This is a genomic window from Streptacidiphilus anmyonensis (genome assembly GCF_000787855.1).
Taxonomy (GTDB): domain Bacteria; phylum Actinomycetota; class Actinomycetes; order Streptomycetales; family Streptomycetaceae; genus Streptacidiphilus; species Streptacidiphilus anmyonensis.
The window spans coordinates 49874-68147 of record NZ_BBPQ01000025.1; the positions used below are offsets into that span (position 1 = coordinate 49874).

Below are 18274 nucleotides of genomic sequence, written 5' to 3' on the forward strand. Positions count from 1 at the left end.
TCCGGACCGGCGTATGGGCCTCCCGGTCCTCCCCGGCCGCCGGACGGCCCCAATCCGCTCCGCCGGCCCCGAAAGCGCCGCGGAGGCCGGAGGCATGCGGATGCGGGCCGGGTGCACCGGGTCGAAGCTGGAGACGCCGGACCGGAACCGGAGCCCACCCGTGACGGGAGCCAAGGATGAGCACTGCGCCGACGAAATCCGTCCTCGTCGGACTCGACCAGTCCGACGGGGCGAGAGCGGCACTGGACTGGGCCGCCGCCGAGGCGGCGCTGCGGGGTGCGCGGCTGACGATCGCCACCGCCTGGAGCGGCCTGGAGCACGAGGGCCCCGAGGAGTACCAGCCGAACATCGCCGAGCCGGTCCACCGCGCCGCGACCGAGTTCCTCGAGGACGCCGCCGCCGACATGCGCAAACGCCATCCCGGCCTGGACGTCGACACCTCGCTCATGGGCGACGAGCCGGTCGAGGGGCTCATGCGGCTGGCTGAGGACGCGGGGCTCGTGGTGGTCGGACGTCGCGGCATGAACAGCGTGCTGCGGGTGCTGATGGGCTCGGTGAGCCAGCAGCTCGTGGCCCACTCCCCGGTGCCGGTCGTCGTGGTGCCCGAGTCGACCACGCCGGTCGTCGAGCGCGGACCGGTGGTCGTCGGCGTCGCGCGCGAGGTGTCGGAGCCGCTCGCGTTCGCCTTCGCCGAGGCGGAGTTCCGTGGTGCGCCGGTGCTCGCCGTGCGGGCGTGGACGCTCTCCAACCCGTACGTCGCCAGCAACCAGGAGGCCGTGAACGGGATCGAGGAGGAGCAGGACCGGGAACTGCGCTCGCTGGTGGACGGGATGCGCCCGGAGCACCCCGACGTCGAGGTCAGGACCCAGGTCGAGTTCGCCACCGCCGAGGCGGCGCTGATCAACGCCTCCGACGGGGCCTCGCTCGTGGTGGTGGGCCGCCACCGCCGGCACTCCCGCTACGGACTCCCCTTCGGCCGGGTCCCGCACCGGGTCCTGCACCTGTCGGATCTGCCGGTGGCGGTCGTGCCGAACTGAGCCGCGGGGCTCTGAGGTGCTGTACTGACCCTGTGATCGGGATCGAGAGCCTGGCCGGGGCCGTGTTCGACACCGACGGCGTGCTCACCGACACCGCGGCGCTGCACGCGATGGCGTGGAAGGCCGCCTTCGACGACCTGCTGCGCCGGTTGCCGCAGGGCGCCGCGGAGGAGTCCCGGGCGCCGTTCGACATCGCCACGGACTACCCGCGCCACGTCGACGGCCGCTCCCGCGAGGACGGAGTGCGGGCCTTCCTCGCCTCCCGGGCCCTGACCGGCCTCGATGCCGAGGCCATGGAGCGGCTCGCCTCCCGGAAGGACCGGATCTACCTCGCGCTGCTGCGGCACGAGGGCGCGCCGCCGCGTCCGGGCGTGGTGGACCTGCTGGTCGCGCTGCGGGAGCAGGGCGTCGCGACGGCGGTGGTGTCGGCCAGCAGGCACTGCGCGCTGGTGGTGGCCGCCGCCGGGCTGACGGATCTCTTCGACGCGCGGGTGGACGGGGTCGACGCCGAGCGGCTGCGTCTGGCGGGCAAGCCGGATCCGGCGCTCTTCCTGGAGGCGGCCCGTCGGCTCGGCGCCGCTCCCGACCGAACCATGGTGGTCGAGGACGCGCTGGTGGGCGTCGAGGCCGGTCGACGCGGCGGCTTCGCGCCGGTTGTCGGGGTGGACCGGGGCGCGGGCGCGGACGGTCTGCGGGAGCACGGCGCCGACGTCGTCGTGAAGGACCTCACCGAGCTGAAGCCGCTGCTGGGCCTGTGAGCAGCGGTCCGGTCACGCACAGGGCGGACGCCGGAGGTCACTGGCCGGGCAGTCGGGCTGTCGGGCTGAGCTGTCGGGTCGGGCTGTCGGGCCGGGCTCTCGTGCCTCGCGGCGAGGGCGCAGGCCAAGGTCGCAGGCCGACGTCACGCGCCGGGTCACTGCCGGAGGTCCAGCACGGCCACGCCCGTCACCCGGTCGCCGGCCAGGTCGGCGAGCGCGCGGTCCGCGTCGGCGAAGGCGTAGCGGACGGTGTGCACCCGCAGCGGAAGGCCGGACACCTCCGCGAGGTAGGCCCGCCCGTCCTCGCGGGTGTTGGCGGTGACGCTGCGCAGGGTCCGTTCCTGGAACAGGTGGTCGGCATAGTTCAGGCTCGGGATGTCGCTCAGGTGGATGCCGGCCACCGCCAGTGTGCCGCCGCGATCGAGGGCGGCGAGGGCGACCGGGACCAGGTCGCCGACGGGCGCGAAGAGGATGGCCGCGTCCAGGGGTTCGGGCGGGGCGTCGTAGGCGTGGCCCGCCGAGGCCGCGCCGAGCTCCAGCGCGAGGCGCCGCGCCTCCTCGGCGCGGGTGAGCACATGGACGGTCGCGCCGCGCGCCAGCGCCAGCTGGGCGGTCAGGTGGGCCGAGGCGCCGAACCCGTAGAGGCCGAGCCGTCCGCCCGGCGGCAGGTCGGCGCGTTCCAGGGCGCGGTAGCCGATGATGCCGGCGCACAGCAGCGGCGCCAGCTCGGCGTCGTCGCGCGCGTCCGGCGGCAACGGGTAGACGTAGCGGGCGTCGGCGAGCAGGTACCGGGCGAAGCCGCCGTCGCGGTCCCAGCCGGTGTATCGGGACTCGGGGCACAGGTTCTCGCGGCCCGCCCGGCAGTAGCGGCAGACTCCGCAGGTCCCCGCGAGCCAGGCCACGCCGACCCGGTCACCGATCCCTGGGCGCGGCGCGCCCCAGGCGTCGGACGGGTCGAGGGCGTCGGGCATGTCGGACGGGTCGGGCCCGGCGGCGACCACCCGCCCGACGGCTTCGTGCCCGGGGGTGCGGCCGTGGGCGCGCGGTGCGAGGTCGCCTTCCGCCAGGTGCAGGTCCGTGCGGCACACGCCGCACACGTCCACCTCGACCAGCAGCTCGCCCGGGCCGGGATCCGGCACGCCCTTGTGGACCAAGCGGAGCGGGTGCGTGGCCATGGGGCCCGGCCGTTCGACGACCCAGGCGTCGGTCTCCCGTCCCGTAGCGACCATCCGCCCACCTGCTCCCGCTCACAGTCGGCCTCCTTCGACGGTCCCCCGGTCGGAGGAACGCCGCAAGCGCGCGGGAGCGGCCTTCGGCGCCGAGGTGCGACCGGTCGCGTCGGCGGGGACGATGAGGTCGGCGGGGAGGATGAGGGCATCCCCGGGCAGCACCCGGAGCCGGCAGCACCTGGAGCCACCGTGAACGGCGACGCCTGGACCCTGCGGTACGAGGGCCTCGACCCGGACGACGTGGGTCTGCGCGAGGCGCTGTGCGCGGTCGGCAACGGCTACTTCGTGACCCGCGCCGCCGCCCCCGAGGCGTCCGCCGACGGCGTGCACTACCCCGGCACCTACCTCGCGGGCTGCTACCACCGCGCGAGCTCCACGGTCGCAGGCCGGACGGTCGTCAACGAGGACCTGGTCAACGGGCCGAACTGGCTGCCGCTGACCTTCCGGGCCGCCGACGGGGAAGGTGACCACGCCGAGGGGCCCTGGTTCGGCGAGCCGGGCTTCACCGTCCTCGGGCAGCGCCTGGAGTTCGACCTGCGGCACGCGGTGCTCACCCGTCGCCGCCGGTGCCGCGACGGCGCCGGGCGGACCACGGACCTCGTCCAGCGGGTCTTCGCCCACATGGGGCGGGCGCACCTCGGGGTGCTGGTCACCCAGCTGACCCCGGTGGACTGGTCGGGAACGGTCAAGGTCCGCTCCGGCCTGGAGGGCCGCGTCGTGAACGACGGCGTCGCCCGCTACCGGGGCCTGACCGCCCGTCATCTCGTGCCCGCCGGGCAGGGGGCCGAGGGTGACGTCCTCCGGCTCGAGGTGGCCACGCGGGACTCGGGCCTGCGGATCGGGCTGGCCGCGCGCACCCGCCTCCGGGCGGGCGACACCACGCCGCACGCCGAGGTCCAGGACCTGCTCGACGTGGCGGGGCGCGTCGACCGGACCTTCACCGTGGCGGTCCGTCAGGGCCGCACGCTGACCGTGGAGAAGACCGTCGCGTTGTTCACCTCCCGTGACGGGCTGGCCGCCGATCCCGCCGTGAGCGCCTCCGGCCTGGCGGCCGACGTCGAGGACGCCGCCGAGCTGGAGCGCCAGCACCGGCTGCGCTGGCAGGAGCTGTGGCGTCGCTGCCGCGTGGGCGCGGACTTCGAGGGCGCCGGGACGGTCCACCTCTACGCCCTGCACCTGCTGCAGACCTTCTCGCCGAACTCGGTCGACCTCGACGTCGGACTGCCCGCCCGGGGTCTGCACGGCGAGGCGTACCGGGGCCACGTGTTCTGGGACGAGCTGTTCGTCCTGCCGTACTTCAACCGCCACCTGCCGGAGCTCAGCCGCGCGGTGCTGCGCTACCGCCACCGACGCCTGGACCGGGCCCGGCACGACGCGGCCGCCGCCGGCCGACGCGGTGCCATGTTCCCCTGGCAGAGCGGCAGCGACGGCGGCGAGGAGACCCAGGAGCTGCACCTGAACCCCGGCTCGGGCCGGTGGCTGCCGGACCACAGCCGGCTCCAGCGCCACGTCGGCTCGGCCATCGCCTACAACGTGTGGCAGTACCACCGGACCACCGGCGACCAGGAGTTCCTCTCCCACACGGGGGCGGAGCTGGTCCTGGAGGTCGCCCGGTTCTGGGCGGACGTGGCCGAGTACGACGAGAGCCTCGGCCGCTACCGGATCCGCGGCGTCGTGGGCCCGGACGAGTACCACGACGGCTACCCGTGGAGCACGCGTCCCGGCCTTGACGACAACGCCTACACCAACGTCATGGCGTCGTGGACCCTGCACATCGCCCGCGAGCTGCTGCGGGAGCTCCCGGCGTACCGGCGCGCCGAGCTGCTCGAGCGTCTCGGGGTCGACGCGGCGGAGCTGGCCGGCTGGGACCGGATCGCGCACCGGCTCCACGTCCCCTTCCACGACGGAGTGATCAGCCAGTTCGACGGCTACGAGCGGCTGGAGGAACTGGACTGGGACGCGTTGCGCGCCCGCCACGGCGACATCCGCCGACTGGACCGGATCCTGGAGGCCGAGGGCGACTCGGTCAACCGCTACCGGGCCTCCAAGCAGGCCGACGTGCTGATGCTCTGGTACCTGTTCCCGCCGGCCGAGGTGCGGCGGCTGCTCACCGGCCTCGGCTACCGGGTCGAGGGCGACCTGATGGAGCGCACGGTCGACTACTATCTCGCCCGCACCTCCCACGGGTCGACCCTCAGTGCCATCGTCCACGCCTGGGTGCTGGCCCGCCGCGACCGGCGCGCCTCGTGGCGGTTCTTCCAGGAGGCCGTCGCCGGCGACGTCCACGACATCCAGGGCGGCACGACGGCGGAGGGCGTGCACCTGGGCGCCATGGCGGGCGTGGTCGACCTGCTGGAGCGCTGCTACTCGGGTCTGTCGCTGCGGCGGGAGGCGCTGGTGCTCGACCCGGCGCTGCCGCCCCAGCTCGGGCAGCTGGATCTGACGCTGTACTACCGCGGCCACGGCGACGTCCTGGTCCGGCTGGCGCACCAACACGCCTCCGTCACCGTGCCGCCCGGGACCGCGCCGCCGATCCACGTCGTCGTCCGCGGCACGGGGGCGACGCTGCGGGCGGGCGAGGTCGTGCGGGTCGACCTCCCCGGCGGCGGATGACTCCGGTCGGCGGGCCCGCCGTCAGCTCGGCACCGGCACCACGGCCACCGGGCAGCTCGCGTGCTGGACGACGGCCAGGCTGACCGAGCCGAGCCGTCCGAGCGGTCCGGAGCGGTGCCCCTGCCGCCCGACGACGACGAGGTCGGCCTCGGCCGAGAGCGAGACCAGAGGCTTGGCCGCACCGGACTTGACGCTGTCGAAGGTCACCGGCACCGAGGGGTAGTCCTCCCGCCAACCGGCCAGCACCTCGGCCAGCGTCCGTTCCTGTTCCGCCTCGACGTGGCCGCGCTCGTAGACGGGCGGCATGCCGCGGCCCTGCGTGATCAGCGGATAGCGCCACGCGTGGACCGCGCGAAGCGAGAGCTCCCGGCGTTCGGCCGCCTGGAAGGCGAAGCGCAGGACCGCCTCGTCGGGGTCCTTGGCGTCGACGCCGACGACCACGCCCCCGGTCCGCTCCCCGTCCGCGTCGCCCCGGTCGGGGACGACGACCACGGGACAGCCCGCGGTGCCGGCCGTGTGCAGGCTGGTCGAGCCGACCAGCAGCCCGGGGAACCCGCCCGAGCCGCGGGCTCCGACCACGAGCAGTTGCGCCGTCTCCGCCGCGGCGACCAGCGCCTCGCGGGCGTCGGCGTCGGAGACCTCAACGGAGACCGCCAACACGCCGGGGCTTCTCTTGCGCACCACCTCGGCGAGCTCGTCGACGGCCTGGCGGGCGTAGTCGACCACGGCTCCGGCACTCGCGACCAGCAGTCTCAGTTCGGCTCCGCGCAGGGCGGCCTCCGACTCGGCCCAGGCGACGGCTGGTCCGTCGTCGGCCTCCTCGTCCACGCCGAGGACGATGGGACCAGCCATGGCTTCCTCCCAAAGGTGAACTCCCAAAGGTGAACCTGCCCGTGCCGGGGACCGGCAGTTCCAGTGTGCCTCCCCTCGGCGGCGCCACCAGCGCAGGGACGCGCCGCCGCGCGTCGGGCCGGCGGGCGGTGCCGCGGGCTCAGTCGAGCCGGAGGATCTCCTCCACCGGTCGGCGCGGGGTCCGTGCTCCGGGCGGGCCGTAGCCGAGGCGCAGGATGACCTGGACGTAGCCGGGGCCGGTCTCCGGGTCGCGCAGCTGCCAGCGGGTGTCGGGCCATTCGACGGCCTGGTGCAGCACCGAGCCGCGCAGGCCGTTCACGGTGGCCACCAGCCAGACCCGCTCCAGGGCCATGCCGGTGCGCACCCAGGCGCTGCGGTCGTCGTGCGCGGTGGTGAAGGTGGCGAGCTGCGGCAGCGCCTCGAAGCGCACCGATCCCGGGCCGCCGTGAGGAGGGTGCCCGGTGAAGCTGCGCACCGGGACGCGGGCGTCCCGGTCGAGCGGGCCGAGGGCCTCGACCGGGATGCCGTCGGTGGCGAGAGCCTCCACGCGGACCCAGCTGCGCGTCTCCGCCTCGCGCGCCAGATCGGCGGCGGTGCGTCGCTCGGCGTCGGCGGTGAGCGCGAGGATCCGCCGGGTCTCGGCCTCCTCCAGCACCGCCAGCACGACGCCCTCGTGGTCGGCGGCCGCGATCAGCTCCGCGACGAGCCGCTCGGGCACGTCGCGGTTGGTGAACGCCTGCCGGCTGCTGTGGCGCTCGGCGATGGCGGGGTAGAGCTCCGCGTCGGGGTTCGGCGGCGCGTCCGGCGGGCGCCGGTCGAACGCGAGGGACGCGACCAGGTCCGGCCGCTCGGGATCCGGCAGCAGTCGCAGCCGGCACTCCAGGCCGAGCGAGGCGGCGGCGGCGCGCAGGTTGAGCACCGCCGCGCCGAGCGAGACGTGCAGCGCCCGCCCCATCGGGTCGGTGACCGGCACGGCACGGGACGGGTCGCGCTCGACCAGCAGCCCGCGCCGGTCGCCGGTGGCGCGGAACCGCCAGGGCTGGCTGTTGTGCAGCGACGGCGCGGCTCCTCCGGCGGCCGCCAGGAAGGCGAACCGGTCCGGCGTCAGGGCCTCGGACGCGTAGCTGGTGCGGGAGTCTTCGGTCATGTCGGCCGCCTCCGGATCTCGGACGGGGTTCCTGGGTTCAGCGGTCGACGGGCGTCACGACGCCGTCGGCGACACGGACGACGGCTTCCGTCCATGTCCTGCGCCTCCGTTCTCACCGGCTGTCCTCGGTCGGGTGCTCGGTCCTGTCGTTGGTCCGGTGCTCGGTCGGACCCTCGGTCCGCGCCGCCGGGCGGGGCCGGAGCTCGCGTCCGGTGATCCGGCTCGGACGGATCCGCACGCGGAGGTCGCGTGCGGAGCCTGCCCAGGGGTGGGGCCCGTCGTCGCCTTCGCCGGGGCGGTCCGCGTCCCGGCGGTCCGCCTCGGCGGGGCCGCTGACGAGCACGCTCCACCCGAGGGCGAGGACGTCGTCGAAGCGGTCGACCTCCAGCACGACCCGCCGTCCCACGGCTTCGGACAGCGCGCCCGCCTCCTCGGTGCGGAAGACCACGTCGCCGTCCACCACGCGGTAGTTGACGGGTCGGACGACGAGTGCGCCGGCTGCCTCGAACACGACCCGGCCGATGCCGTGGCGGCCGATCCGCCTGCGGCACTCGACCGGCGTCAGCGCCACGGAGACGGTCCGCCGGTCGGCGCCGGTCCGGCCGGGCGCCACGTCGCGGTCGGCGCCGAGCAGGTCCGCCCGGGTCGTCTCGAGCGCGGCGGCGAGGCGCGCGAGCTCGCCGGGGCCGAGCTCGGCCGGGCTGGTCTCGACCCAGTCGACGAAGCCCGGTGTCATTCCGGCCCGCCGGGCCACCTCGGTGACCTTGAGGCCGAGTTCCTGCCGGCGCCGCGTGATGCGGCGTCCCAGGTCGCCGGGGCGGCCGTGCTCCGGGGTCCGCCGGGGCACGTCGACGGGTCCCGCTGATGCCCATGCTGCGAACATGATCGGTACTCCCTCTTCGGCCGATGCCGGGTCACCAGTGCGGAACGACGGCGACCGGGCAGGGGGCGTGGTGCAGGACGGCGTGCACGACCGGTCCGAGTGCGGAGACCGGGCGGTGCCGACGGCGGCCCACGACCAGCAGCGACGCCTTCTCCGCCTCCTCCACCAGGACGGCGGCCGGGTCGCCGGCCAGCTCGGCGGTCGTCGTCTCCGCCGCCGGGAAGCGGTGGTGCGCGGCCGTCACCGCGTCGTGCAGGGCGACAGCGTGGTGCCGCTCCAGCTCGCGCCGCTCGGCCTCGCCCGGCTGGACCGGGCCCGCTCCCCACAGCAGCGGCGGTTGCCAGGCGTGGACCGCGCGCAGCACCACACCGTGGTCCTGCGCGTAGCCCAGGCCGAAGTCGAGCACCGGGCGGCAGTCGCAGCCGGGATCGACCCCGACCACGACCCGGTAACCGGGCTCGGCGGCCGCCGCACGACTCGGCACCAGGACGACGGGGCGCTGCGACCTGGCGGCCACCGACTGGGCCGCCGAGCCGAGCATCAGTGCCTGGAAGCCGCCACTTCCCCGGGTGCCGAGGACCAGCGTGCCGCCGTCGGCGTCGGCGCTGCGCAGCAGCATCAGGTCCACCGGGCCGGTCACGGGCTCGATGTCGACGCGCAGCCCGGGGTGCACCCGCCGCAGCTCGGCGGCGAGGCCCGTCATGGCGTGGAGGGCCTGGAGTTCGGCCTCCTCGGCCCGCTCGTCCCCCGCGAGGATCCAGAGGCCTTCGGGCCGGACATGGACCAGCCGTAGGTTGCGGCCGGTCGCGGCCGCCTCCCGGCCGGCCCACTCGGCGGCGGCGAGACTCGCGTCGGAACCGTCGACTCCGACGATCAGCGGAGGAGGCATGGCGCTGGTCCTTCCGTGCGGCGCGGGCAGGGTGGGTCACCTCCCAGCGTTCGCCCCGCGCGGCGCGGCGGACAGGGCCGACCGGTCCCCACCCGGTCCCGCCGCGTGCCGCCCGCACCGCTCCGCGGTGGGCCGCTCAGTCCCCGGCGACGGGCCGAACGGCCCTCCTGCGGGACCCGGGCGGCGTCGAGGGGCCCTCCCGGGCTGTCCCGGAAGGGCCCCTCGGTGTGCTCGGCGACGAGGCGGGAGGATCCCCGGCTCACTCGCCGACGGACCGACGGCGCCGGAAGTGCCAGGCGAGCAGCAGGCCCAGGAGGGCGGCGCCGGCGCCGACCGCCTCGGCGATCAGCGACGCCGTCTTCTCCGGGTACCAGACGGGCTCGTACATGTTGGGCAGCGGCCCGAGCGTGCCGACGTCGACGTAGCGGTACAGCAGCACCGCGCCGACGCCTCCGGCCGTGACCGCGAAGGCGGCCGCCCACGCCGCCCGTCGGCGGTGGGCCGCCAGCAGCACCAGCGCGGCCAGGGCCGCGAGGGCCGCCTCGATCCGGAACAGGTCGCCCTGACTGACGCTTGCCGTGACGCCGTCGTAGGTGGGGGCGAGATCCGCGTGCACGTAGGCGTCCACCGCCAGGGCGGCCGCGGTGACCAGGGCCAGGAACCACAGCACCCCTGCCTCCGCGACGCGGCTCCCTTGCCGCACCGGGGGTGCGCTCACCGTCGTGTCCGCCGTCGACATCCTGACCACCTCCGCTGGACTCCACCGGCCTCCGCTGTCCGGGTCTTCCCTGGGCTACGCACCCCGGGGCGGATCGGTTCAGCCGTGCGGCGGATCGGTTCAGCCGTGCGCGGGGCGGGCCTCAATCCTCCAGGCGCAGCGGGGCCCGCCAGGTCAGTCGGGTCCCGCCGCCGGGGTTCTCGTCGAGACGGAGCGTCCCGCCGTGCTCGGCGGCCCGCTCCTGCAGGTTGGCCAGACCACTGCGGCGCCGGCCCGCGGGGAGGCCGACGCCGTTGTCGGCGACGGTCAGCACCACCTCGGGGGCCGTGCCTCCGGTGACCCGGGCGAAGACGTCGACGGCCTTGGCGGAAGCGTGCCGCGAGACGTTGCTCAGCGCCTCCTCCAGCACCGCGAGCACGTCCTCGGCCAGCTCGGGCGGGACGTCGGTGTCGAGCAGTCCCTCCAGCCGCAGCGACGGCGTGAAGCCGAGGGTGGACACGAACCGCGAGACGGTCTCCACGAGCCGCGCCCGCAGCCCCGCCGACTCCTGAGTGGAGGCGCGCGACCGCAGCCCGAAGATCGACGTGCGGATGATCTTCACGGTCTCGTCGAGGTCGTCCACCGCCCGGCCGACCCGCTCCGCGGCCCGCGGGTGGTCGATGAACCGCTGCGCGCTCTGCAGCGTCATCCCGGTCGCGAAGATCCGCTGGATGGCGAGGTCGTGCAGGTCCCGGGCGATGCGGTCGTGGTCCTCCAGCAGCGCGAGCTGTTCGGCGTCGCTGCGCCGGGCGGCGAGCTCGAGCGCGAGGGCGGCCTGGTCCGCGAACGCCTTCAGCGGGGCGACGTCGGCCGGCGAGAACGAGGAGAGCCCGGCCCGCCGGGCGAGCATCAGCACGCCGCGCGGCCCCGAGGGCCCACGGCCCAGCGGCACGGCGACGGCCGCGCCGAGTCCCTGCCAGCGCGGCGGTCCCGCCGTGACGCGCGGGTCGTGGGCGATGTCGGTGCTGGTGATCGGCTCGGCGGCGACGAAGGCCGCGCCCATGAAGGTGCCCTCCAACGGCAGGAGCAGGCCGCGGTGCAGCTCCGCGTCCAGCCCCTCGGCCAGCTGGACCGCCAGACCCGTTCCGCCCGCCGTCGGCAGCGTGAGCGCGATGACCCCCAGGTCCGCCTCCAGGATCTCCAGCGACGCCTGGACGAGCTCGGCGAGGACGTCCTGTTCGGCGGCGCCGGACAGGAGCCGGCTGGTGATCTCGCCGCTCGCCACCAGCCACCGTTCCCGCAGCCGTGCGTCCCGGTAGAGGCGGGCGTTGTCGATGGCGACCCCGGCGGCGACGGCGAGCGTCTGCAGGACCGACTCGTCCTCGGCGTCGAACTGGCCTCCGCCGCGCTTCTCGGTCAGGTAGAGGTTCCCGAACACCTCGCCGCGCACCCGGATCGGCACGCCCAGGAAGCTGTGCATGGGCGGGTGGTTGGCGGGGAAGCCGACGGACGCGGCGTGCTCGCCGATGTCGCGCAGGCGCAGCGGCTCGGGGTGCCGGATCAGCTCCCCCAGGATGCCGTGGCCGGTGGGATACGGTCCGATCGCCTTGACCTGCTCCGGCGTCAGGCCGGTGGTGAGGAACTTGGCCAGCAGCTCGTTCTCGCCGATGATGCCGAGAGCGGCGTAGCGGGCCTCGACGAGGGTCGCGGCGGTCTCGACGATCTGTTGCAGCGCCTGCTCGAGGTCGAGCTCGCGCCCGACCGTGAGGACGGCCTCCAGCAGCGCGTGCACCCGGTCCCGGGTGCCGCGGGCGACGTCGAGCCGGGCCTGCAGTTCCTCCAGGAGCTGGTCCAGGCGCAGGTCAGGGAGGCGCAGCGAGGCCGCGTCCGACTCCGGCAGCGGTTCCTGGGACACCGGCTTCCTCCACCCCCGATGGCGCGTCGTCCGGGTTTCCCGGTCAAGGTCACGGTACCCAGCCCGTGCTGCGGACGCACCAGCTTCTGGTCCGGCGCGTGTTCGGGCCGGGTCCGGGCCGGGTCCGGGTCGGGGTTCCGGCGCTCGGCTTCCGGCGCGGGCGGGGACAGCCGCACGGTGTCAGCCTGGAAGCAGCAGCGTCGGCGAGGCCCGGCGGCTCCGTCGTCATGCGAGGTCGTCGTGCGAGGTCGTCATCCGAGCAGGAGGCACTGATGAACAGTTCGCCGATCGGGGCCGTCGTCGTCGGCCTCGACTCCTCAGAGAACTCCCGCACCGCCCTGGACTGGGCCGCGGAGGAAGCCCTTCTGCGCGGCGCGGTGCTGCGCGTCGGCCACGCCTGGAGCATGCAGGCCTACCGCCTGCCGGAGGCCTACAACGCGGAGATGGTCGACGAGGCGCGCAAGGCCGCGTCGGCCTTCCTCGAGAACGCCGCCGAGGAGACACGCAAGCGCCACCCGGGCCTGCGCGTCGAGCCCGAACTGATCGAGGAAGGAGCCGTCGAGGGGCTGCTGCGGATGGCGTCTCCCGGCACCAGCATGCTGGTCACCGGCCGCCAGGGGCTCAACACCTTCCTGACGGTCCTGCTCGGGTCGGTGAGCGGGGGCGTGATCGCGCACGCGACCGTGCCGACCGTCCTGGTGCCGGTCGGCGGCGTCCCCGCCGCACAGGGCCCGGTCGTCGTCGGCGTCGCCCCGGGCGAGCCCGAGCCGGTCGGGTTCGCCTTCGACGAAGCCGAACGGCGCGGTGTCCCGCTGCGGGTGGTCCGCTCCTGGATGTACCCGCAGGCGTTCCCCGGTCACATGTCCGTCCCGCCGCAGGAGCAGGCCCGGCGCGAGGCCGAGGAGACGGACGAGCTCGCCCACCTGCTGGCTCCGGCCCGGGCCGCGCACCCGGCCGTCGCCGTCGACGTCCGGGTGGAGCTGGGCCCGGCGGAGGAGGCCATCGTCAACGAGTCGGCCGACGCGTCGCTGGTGGTCGTCGGCGCGCACCGCAAGCACACCCACCACTTCAGCCAGCCGATCGGCCGGGTGCCGCACCGCGTCCTGCACCTCTCCCACGCGCCGGTGGCGGTGATCCCCCGCTGACCCCCCGCTGACCCCGCGTCGCGGATGATCGGGACCGGTCAAAGGGACCGTTCGGCCCTACCGGGCGGCCTCGATCCGCGGGACGATCCTGGACAGCGCAGATCGATCTCCGGACGCAGATCTCAAGACATGGGGTAATGGCATGACCGCCGACACGATCCGGGTCTTCCTGCTGGACGACCACGAGGTGGTCCGCCGGGGTGTGCACGACATGCTCGACGCCGAGCCGGGCCTGGAGGTCGTCGGAGAGGCCGCGACCTGCGCGCAGGCCCTGGCCCGGATCCCGGCGCTGCGCCCCGACGTCGCGGTGCTGGACGTGCGCCTGCCCGACGGCGACGGCATCACCGTCTGCCGCGAGCTGCGGTCCCAACTGCCCGAGCTCGCCTGCCTGATGCTCACGTCCTTCGACGACGAGGACGCCCTGCTCGACGCCATCATGGCCGGGGCCTCCGGCTATGTCCTCAAGCAGATCAGCGGCACCGACCTCATCTCCGCCGTCCGCACGGTGGGCGCCGGCCAGTCCATGCTCGACCCCGGCGCGACGACCCGGCTCCTGGCCCGGCTGCGTGGCCAGTCCCCGCAGGCCCCCCAACCGCCGGACGCCCTCGCCGGGCTGACGGACCGCGAGCGCGACATCCTCGCCCTCATCGGGGACGGACTGACCAACCGTGAGATCGGCCAGCGCCTCTTCCTCGCGGAGAAGACGGTCAAGAACCACATCTCCCGCATGCTCGCCAAGCTGGGCGTGGAACGCCGCGTCCAGGCCGCCGTCATCGCCTCCCAGGCCGCCGAGCACGCGGCCGCCGCGCAGGCCTCCGGCGCCGGCGGCCCCGCCCGGCCCGACAGCCGGTACGGCGGGGACTGAACTCAGCCGTGGTTCGGCCGCGTCAGCTGCGGCCGTCAGCTGCGGCGGAGGCGGATCAGCGGCGGCGCGACCAGAGCGGCTCGTACAGCAGCCACTCCTTCTCCCACGCCTCCTGGTCGAGGCGGTTGAGCCGCGAGCGCGCGACGGCTCCGGCGGAGATCAGCACCGCGTCCGCGCCGACCATCACCAGCAGGGCCGAGATCGCGGCGGTGCCGACCACGTTCGCCGTCGAGGTGGGACCGGTGGAGACGTTGCCGCTGCCGTCGAGCCAGATCTGAACCTGGTCCCCCGCGTGGTCGGCGGTCGGCACGCCGGCGACGCCCTGACGCGTCGAGCCGTCCGGCGCGGTCCAGCTCACCTGGGCCAGATCGCCGCCCACCCCGGAGGGGTACGGCCGACCGACGACGTGGGCCTGCGCCGGACGCATGCTCTGCGCCTCCTGCTGGGCGTCCGCGCGCCCCTGCTGGTAGAAGGACATCCCGAGCAGGGCGCACAGCACGGTGGTCGCGGCGAGGCCCAGGACCTGGATCTTCAGCAGCGCGGAACGCCACCGGTCGCTGCGCCGCCACAGCGCGCTGCGACGACGGGCGCGCGCCCTGGCGAGGCGGGAGCGTCTCGGCACAGGGGCGGACGGACGAGGATCGGCTGCTGGCGCGGCCATCGGACTGCCCTCCTTCGGTGCGTACGGCGTCGTTCGGAGTGGCGGACTTCGCCCACGTGTCCAAGCCTCTCCCCACGCGCTTGAGCCGGGCAGGACCGGCCGGGCCCCCTGGGGGCGCCGAACGTCCCCATCGGCCCTCCGCTCCGGGCTCCCCCAGCAGCCCCGGCAGCCCCCGGACCACCCGGGCTGTCGGGGCGGCCGGCGAATCAGGGCCCATCGGCGGGTGGCCGGGCCCCGAGCGGCCCTGCTCCGCCGCGCGGCGACCCCGCAGGCTCGAACCAGCGAGCCACGTCGCAGCGCCGCACGGTGCTGCAACCATGCCGGAGGAGGCCGCCATGACTCCCACCACCCTGGACGCCGCCGTCCTGGAGGACCTCGTGTCCGCCGCCGTGGCCGCCCCGTCGATGCACAACACCCAGCCGTGGCGCTTCCGGCTGCGCCCGGACACGCACACCGTCGAGATCCGGGCGGCGCTCGACCGCGAGCTGCGGGCGGAGGACCCGGACGGACGGGGTCTGCACCTCTCCGTCGGCGCCGCCGCGTTCAATCTGCGGCTCGCCGTCGCCCACCACGGCTGGGAACCGGTGCTGCGCCTGCTCCCGGACGGGCGCGAGCCGCAGTTGCTCGTCTCCGTGCGGCTCGCCGGTCGACGGCCACCCGAGCGCGCGGCCACGGAACCCGACCTCTACCAGCAGATCTGGCGCCGGCACACCAGCCGGAGCCCCTTCTCCGCCAGACCCCTGCCGGGGCCGCTGTGGACGGAGATCGTCGACGCCGCCCGGGTCGAGGGCGTCCACCTGCACCTGCCGGACCAGGACGAGACGCGTCGGCTGCTGGGCCTGACCTACGAGGCCGAGGCCCGCACCATCTCGGACCAGGACCGCCGCGAGGAGAGCCGACGCTGGGTCCGCTCCGGGGCGGGCACGCACGACGGCATCCCACCGGAGGCGCTCGGTCCGCCGGACGCGGCCGGACACCTCCCGACGCGGGACTTCTCCGCGCTGCTCCCGGCGGCCTGGCAGCCGGCCAAGGTCTTCGAGCAGCATCCGCAGTTGGCCGTGCTCGCCACGGACCACGACCGACCCGCCGACTGGCTGCGCGCCGGACTGGCGCTCCAACACGTCCTGCTGCTCGCCACCCGGGACCAGGTGCGGGCCTCACTGCTGCACCAGGCCGTCGAATGGGCCGACCTGCGCTGGATGCTGCGCGACCCGCGCCAGGGGCCGGAGCACGTGCAGATGCTGGTCCGCCTCGGCTACGGCCCCGAGGGCGCCCCCACCCCGCGCAGGACCGCCGGCAGCGCCCTCGGCTGAGGCGCGCCGCTCACCGACGCCGACATCCGCGCGATGGTCACCTCGCTGCGGGCGACACCGCTGCTCCTCGGCTACCGCGGCAGCGCGCCCGTCGACCTGGACCGGCTCAAGGACCTGCTGGCCGCTGATCTGCGGTCCCGAAGGCGTGGTCTGCGTCGACGCCCGGACACCCAACGGCGCGTCGGCCCGAAGCAGGAACGCCTCCCCTGCCCCTCCCTCATTCTCCCGGAAGGAACCGAACGTCATGGCACTCCCGCTGATCGTCGGCTTCGACGGCTCCGAGGCGAGCCTGGCCGCCGCCGAATGGGCGGCGACGGAGGCGGGCCTGACGGGTGCTCCGGTACGGCTGGCCCTCGCCCACTGGCCGCACCGCGCGGACGTGCCGGTGCCGGACGCGTACATCCAACTCCAGTCCGAGGCGGTCGACCTGCTCACCCGCGCCGTGAAGGACCTGCGCGGCCGGCATCAGGGGCTCAAGATCGACTACGCCCTGCTCCCGGGCGACGCGCCGACGCAGCTCCTGCAGGCGGCCGAGCCGGGCTGCACCCTCGTCCTCGGCTCGCGCGGCACCGGCGGCTTCGCCGGCCTGCTGCTCGGCTCGACGGCCCTGACCGTCGCCGCCCACGCCGAGCACCCCGTCGTGCTCGTCCGCGAGGACGCGGACCCCGTGCCGCTCCACCACGAGATCGTCCTCGGCCTGCACCTCGGCGAGGTGGACCGCACCCGCGTCGTCGAGTTCGCGCTCTCGGAGGCCGAGCGCCGCGGTGCGCCGCTGCGCGTCGTGCACGCCCAGCAAGCGCCCCGCTGGTGGACCACCGGCCTGATCCCGCCGGGCGAGGCCGAACGGGAGGCCGTCCGCCGGGACACTGAAGACCAACTGCGGGCACTGGTCCGCCCGTTCGCCGCGGCGTACCCGCAGGTCCGACTCGGCTTCGAGGTCCGCACCGGCAGCGCCGCCCACGTCCTGGTCGACGAGTCCGACCGCACCGGCCTGCTCGTCCTCGGCCGCCGCCACGGCACCGCCCCCGCCGTCGGCCCCGCGGTCCACGCAGCCGTCCACTACGCCCGCAGCCCCGTCGCGCTCGTCCCCCACACCTGAGGGCACCTGCCGGACCCCAGGCCAGGACCGCTCGGCCCCAGGTCACGGAGCGGCAACTTTCCTCACATGATCTGCACAACTGCGGGACCGTCTCCGCATGAAGCGGACCCTCCCCCTCACGATAGGCACGGCGACGCTGCTGGCCCTCGCCGGCTGCGCCTCCAGCAGCGTCGACGCCGGCACTGTCGGCGCCACGGACAATCCGACCGTCGGCATCACCACCCACAGCGTCGTCGTCTCGGGCAACGGCATGAGTCCCACGACTGCCCGATCGAGCGCGACGCCCACCCCCACCCACGTGAGGAGCACCCAGCCGAGCCCGACGGCCGCCGGCGCCGACGGAGGAACTGCGGGCGGCTCGTCAGGCGGTGGCGGCGGAGACGCCGGCAAGCCGCTCCTGTCCCCGTCCGGGAACTACTATCGCGCCGGCGAGTTCTGCCCCGACGCCGACGCCGGGGTGACCACGGTCGACGCCCACGGACGCAGGATCACCTGCCTGCTGGAGTCCGGCCGCTACCACTGGCACTACGCCTGACGCGCCTCGACGGACCGGCGGCATGCAGTCGGCCGCTGCCACCCCTTCTGACCTGCGGGTTCAGCACTGTGTCCGCCGGTCCTTCCGGTAGTTCGTCCCGCTCTTCTTCCTGGTGGCCCTGCCGGGCCCGGTGATCTGCTCGTGCCGTGCGACCGGCCGGGCCTCAGCCGTGGCCGGACAGATCATCCCTCCTGGAAGTGGTGATATCCGTGCATGTGCAGCAGTTACGGGTCCCGGGGCGGACAGGGCGCTCCCCTGTCGCGGTCGCCGTGCTGGCCCTGTTCCTCGCGGGGCTCGCGCCGGTCTCCCGGGCGGCGGCCGCCGCGCCGACCGCCGTCGGGGCCGACCCGGTCAATCCGGACCAGGTGAAGCAGGTGGTGGTCGCCAGCGACCCCACCAACGGACCGGTCATCGGCCTCCTGACCACCGATGGCGACGCGTACGTCAAGGAGAGCGACCGGAATCCCGACTGGGTCCTGGAGTACACCGGGGCCACGCAGATCGCCGTCGCCAGCGACCCGACGAACGGCCCGCTCATCGGGGTGCTCGGCAAGGACGGCAACGCGTACGTCAAGGAAGGCAGCCTGAACAGCGGCTGGGTCACGGAGTACAACAACGTCAGCCAGCTCGCCCTGG

16 protein-coding genes and 1 pseudogene are annotated in these 18274 nt (G+C 74.9%); 9 read left to right on the forward strand and 8 right to left on the reverse strand.

All coding sequences use genetic code 11. The annotated features are described in order from the left end of the window. Nucleotides 1-176: 176 nt before the first annotated feature. Together TR50_RS21815 and TR50_RS21820 are read left to right on the forward strand one after the other, a co-directional pair. The gene (locus TR50_RS21815; protein WP_042424207.1) at nucleotides 177-1037 is read left to right on the forward strand and encodes a universal stress protein; all 861 of its coding nucleotides are present in this window, start codon (nucleotides 177-179) and stop codon (nucleotides 1035-1037) included. Between the two features lie 32 nt (nucleotides 1038-1069). Next, complete coding sequence (locus TR50_RS21820; protein WP_084700701.1) at nucleotides 1070-1795, forward strand: HAD family hydrolase; 726 nt, start codon at nucleotides 1070-1072, stop codon at nucleotides 1793-1795. Nucleotides 1796-1950: 155 nt separating this feature from the next. Here the strand turns inward: TR50_RS21820 and TR50_RS21825 are convergent, their stop codons facing one another. Further along, nucleotides 1951-3024: a zinc-dependent alcohol dehydrogenase family protein gene (locus TR50_RS21825; protein ID WP_042424331.1), complete on the reverse strand. Its 1074-nt coding sequence runs from the start codon at nucleotides 3022-3024 to the stop codon at nucleotides 1951-1953. Nucleotides 3025-3213: 189 nt separating this feature from the next. Here TR50_RS21825 and TR50_RS21830 point away from each other — a divergent pair, with 189 nt between their 5' ends. Then, on the forward strand, nucleotides 3214-5637 hold the full coding sequence (locus TR50_RS21830; protein WP_042424334.1) for a glycoside hydrolase family 65 protein: 2424 nt from the start codon (nucleotides 3214-3216) through the stop codon (nucleotides 5635-5637). A 21-nt stretch (nucleotides 5638-5658) separates the two neighbouring features. On the opposite strand, the gene TR50_RS21835 is transcribed toward TR50_RS21830, so the two are convergent. The 6 genes from TR50_RS21835 to TR50_RS21860 all read right to left on the reverse strand — a co-directional run bounded on the left by TR50_RS21835 (nucleotide 5659) and on the right by TR50_RS21860 (nucleotide 12020). Continuing rightward, entirely contained in the window at nucleotides 5659-6489 is an 831-nt protein-coding gene (locus tag TR50_RS21835) for a universal stress protein (protein ID WP_042424211.1), read from the reverse strand. Nucleotides 6490-6628: 139 nt separating this feature from the next. Then, complete coding sequence (locus TR50_RS21840; protein ID WP_236654525.1) at nucleotides 6629-7636, reverse strand: Acg family FMN-binding oxidoreductase; 1008 nt, start codon at nucleotides 7634-7636, stop codon at nucleotides 6629-6631. Nucleotides 7637-7748: 112 nt separating this feature from the next. Continuing rightward, complete coding sequence (locus tag TR50_RS21845) at nucleotides 7749-8519, reverse strand: helix-turn-helix domain-containing protein (protein ID WP_084700703.1); 771 nt, start codon at nucleotides 8517-8519, stop codon at nucleotides 7749-7751. Between the two features lie 31 nt (nucleotides 8520-8550). After that, nucleotides 8551-9408, reverse strand: a complete 858-nt coding sequence (locus TR50_RS21850; protein WP_042424215.1) for a universal stress protein — start codon at nucleotides 9406-9408, stop codon at nucleotides 8551-8553. A 259-nt stretch (nucleotides 9409-9667) separates the two neighbouring features. Next, complete coding sequence (locus tag TR50_RS21855) at nucleotides 9668-10147, reverse strand: hypothetical protein (protein ID WP_052441188.1); 480 nt, start codon at nucleotides 10145-10147, stop codon at nucleotides 9668-9670. A gap of 121 nt (nucleotides 10148-10268) precedes the next feature. Next, nucleotides 10269-12020: a sensor histidine kinase gene (locus tag TR50_RS21860; protein WP_236654526.1), complete on the reverse strand. Its 1752-nt coding sequence runs from the start codon at nucleotides 12018-12020 to the stop codon at nucleotides 10269-10271. 272 nt (nucleotides 12021-12292) lie between these two features. Between TR50_RS21860 and TR50_RS21865 the strand changes: the two genes are divergently transcribed. Together TR50_RS21865 and TR50_RS21870 are read left to right on the forward strand one after the other, a co-directional pair. Then, on the forward strand, nucleotides 12293-13165 hold the full coding sequence (locus TR50_RS21865) for a universal stress protein (protein ID WP_042424217.1): 873 nt from the start codon (nucleotides 12293-12295) through the stop codon (nucleotides 13163-13165). Nucleotides 13166-13307: 142 nt separating this feature from the next. Then, a complete protein-coding gene (locus tag TR50_RS21870) occupies nucleotides 13308-14030 on the forward strand; it encodes a response regulator (RefSeq protein WP_084700707.1) in 723 nt (240 codons plus the stop codon). Between the two features lie 55 nt (nucleotides 14031-14085). Here the strand turns inward: TR50_RS21870 and TR50_RS21875 are convergent, their stop codons facing one another. Beyond that, entirely contained in the window at nucleotides 14086-14691 is a 606-nt protein-coding gene (locus tag TR50_RS21875; protein WP_042424221.1) for an Rv1733c family protein, read from the reverse strand. Nucleotides 14692-15026: 335 nt separating this feature from the next. Here TR50_RS21875 and TR50_RS21880 point away from each other — a divergent pair, with 335 nt between their 5' ends. The 4 genes and pseudogenes from TR50_RS21880 to TR50_RS46850 form a co-directional block, all read left to right on the forward strand. After that, nucleotides 15027-16004: an Acg family FMN-binding oxidoreductase gene (locus TR50_RS21880; RefSeq protein WP_042424223.1), complete on the forward strand. Its 978-nt coding sequence runs from the start codon at nucleotides 15027-15029 to the stop codon at nucleotides 16002-16004. 244 nt (nucleotides 16005-16248) lie between these two features. Beyond that, nucleotides 16249-17103, forward strand: a complete 855-nt coding sequence (locus tag TR50_RS21885; protein WP_042424226.1) for a universal stress protein — start codon at nucleotides 16249-16251, stop codon at nucleotides 17101-17103. A gap of 97 nt (nucleotides 17104-17200) precedes the next feature. Further along, entirely contained in the window at nucleotides 17201-17638 is a 438-nt protein-coding gene (locus tag TR50_RS42770) for a hypothetical protein (RefSeq protein ID WP_052441189.1), read from the forward strand. 209 nt (nucleotides 17639-17847) lie between these two features. Then, nucleotides 17848-18274: pseudogene (locus TR50_RS46850) on the forward strand (hypothetical protein); the annotation flags it as partial.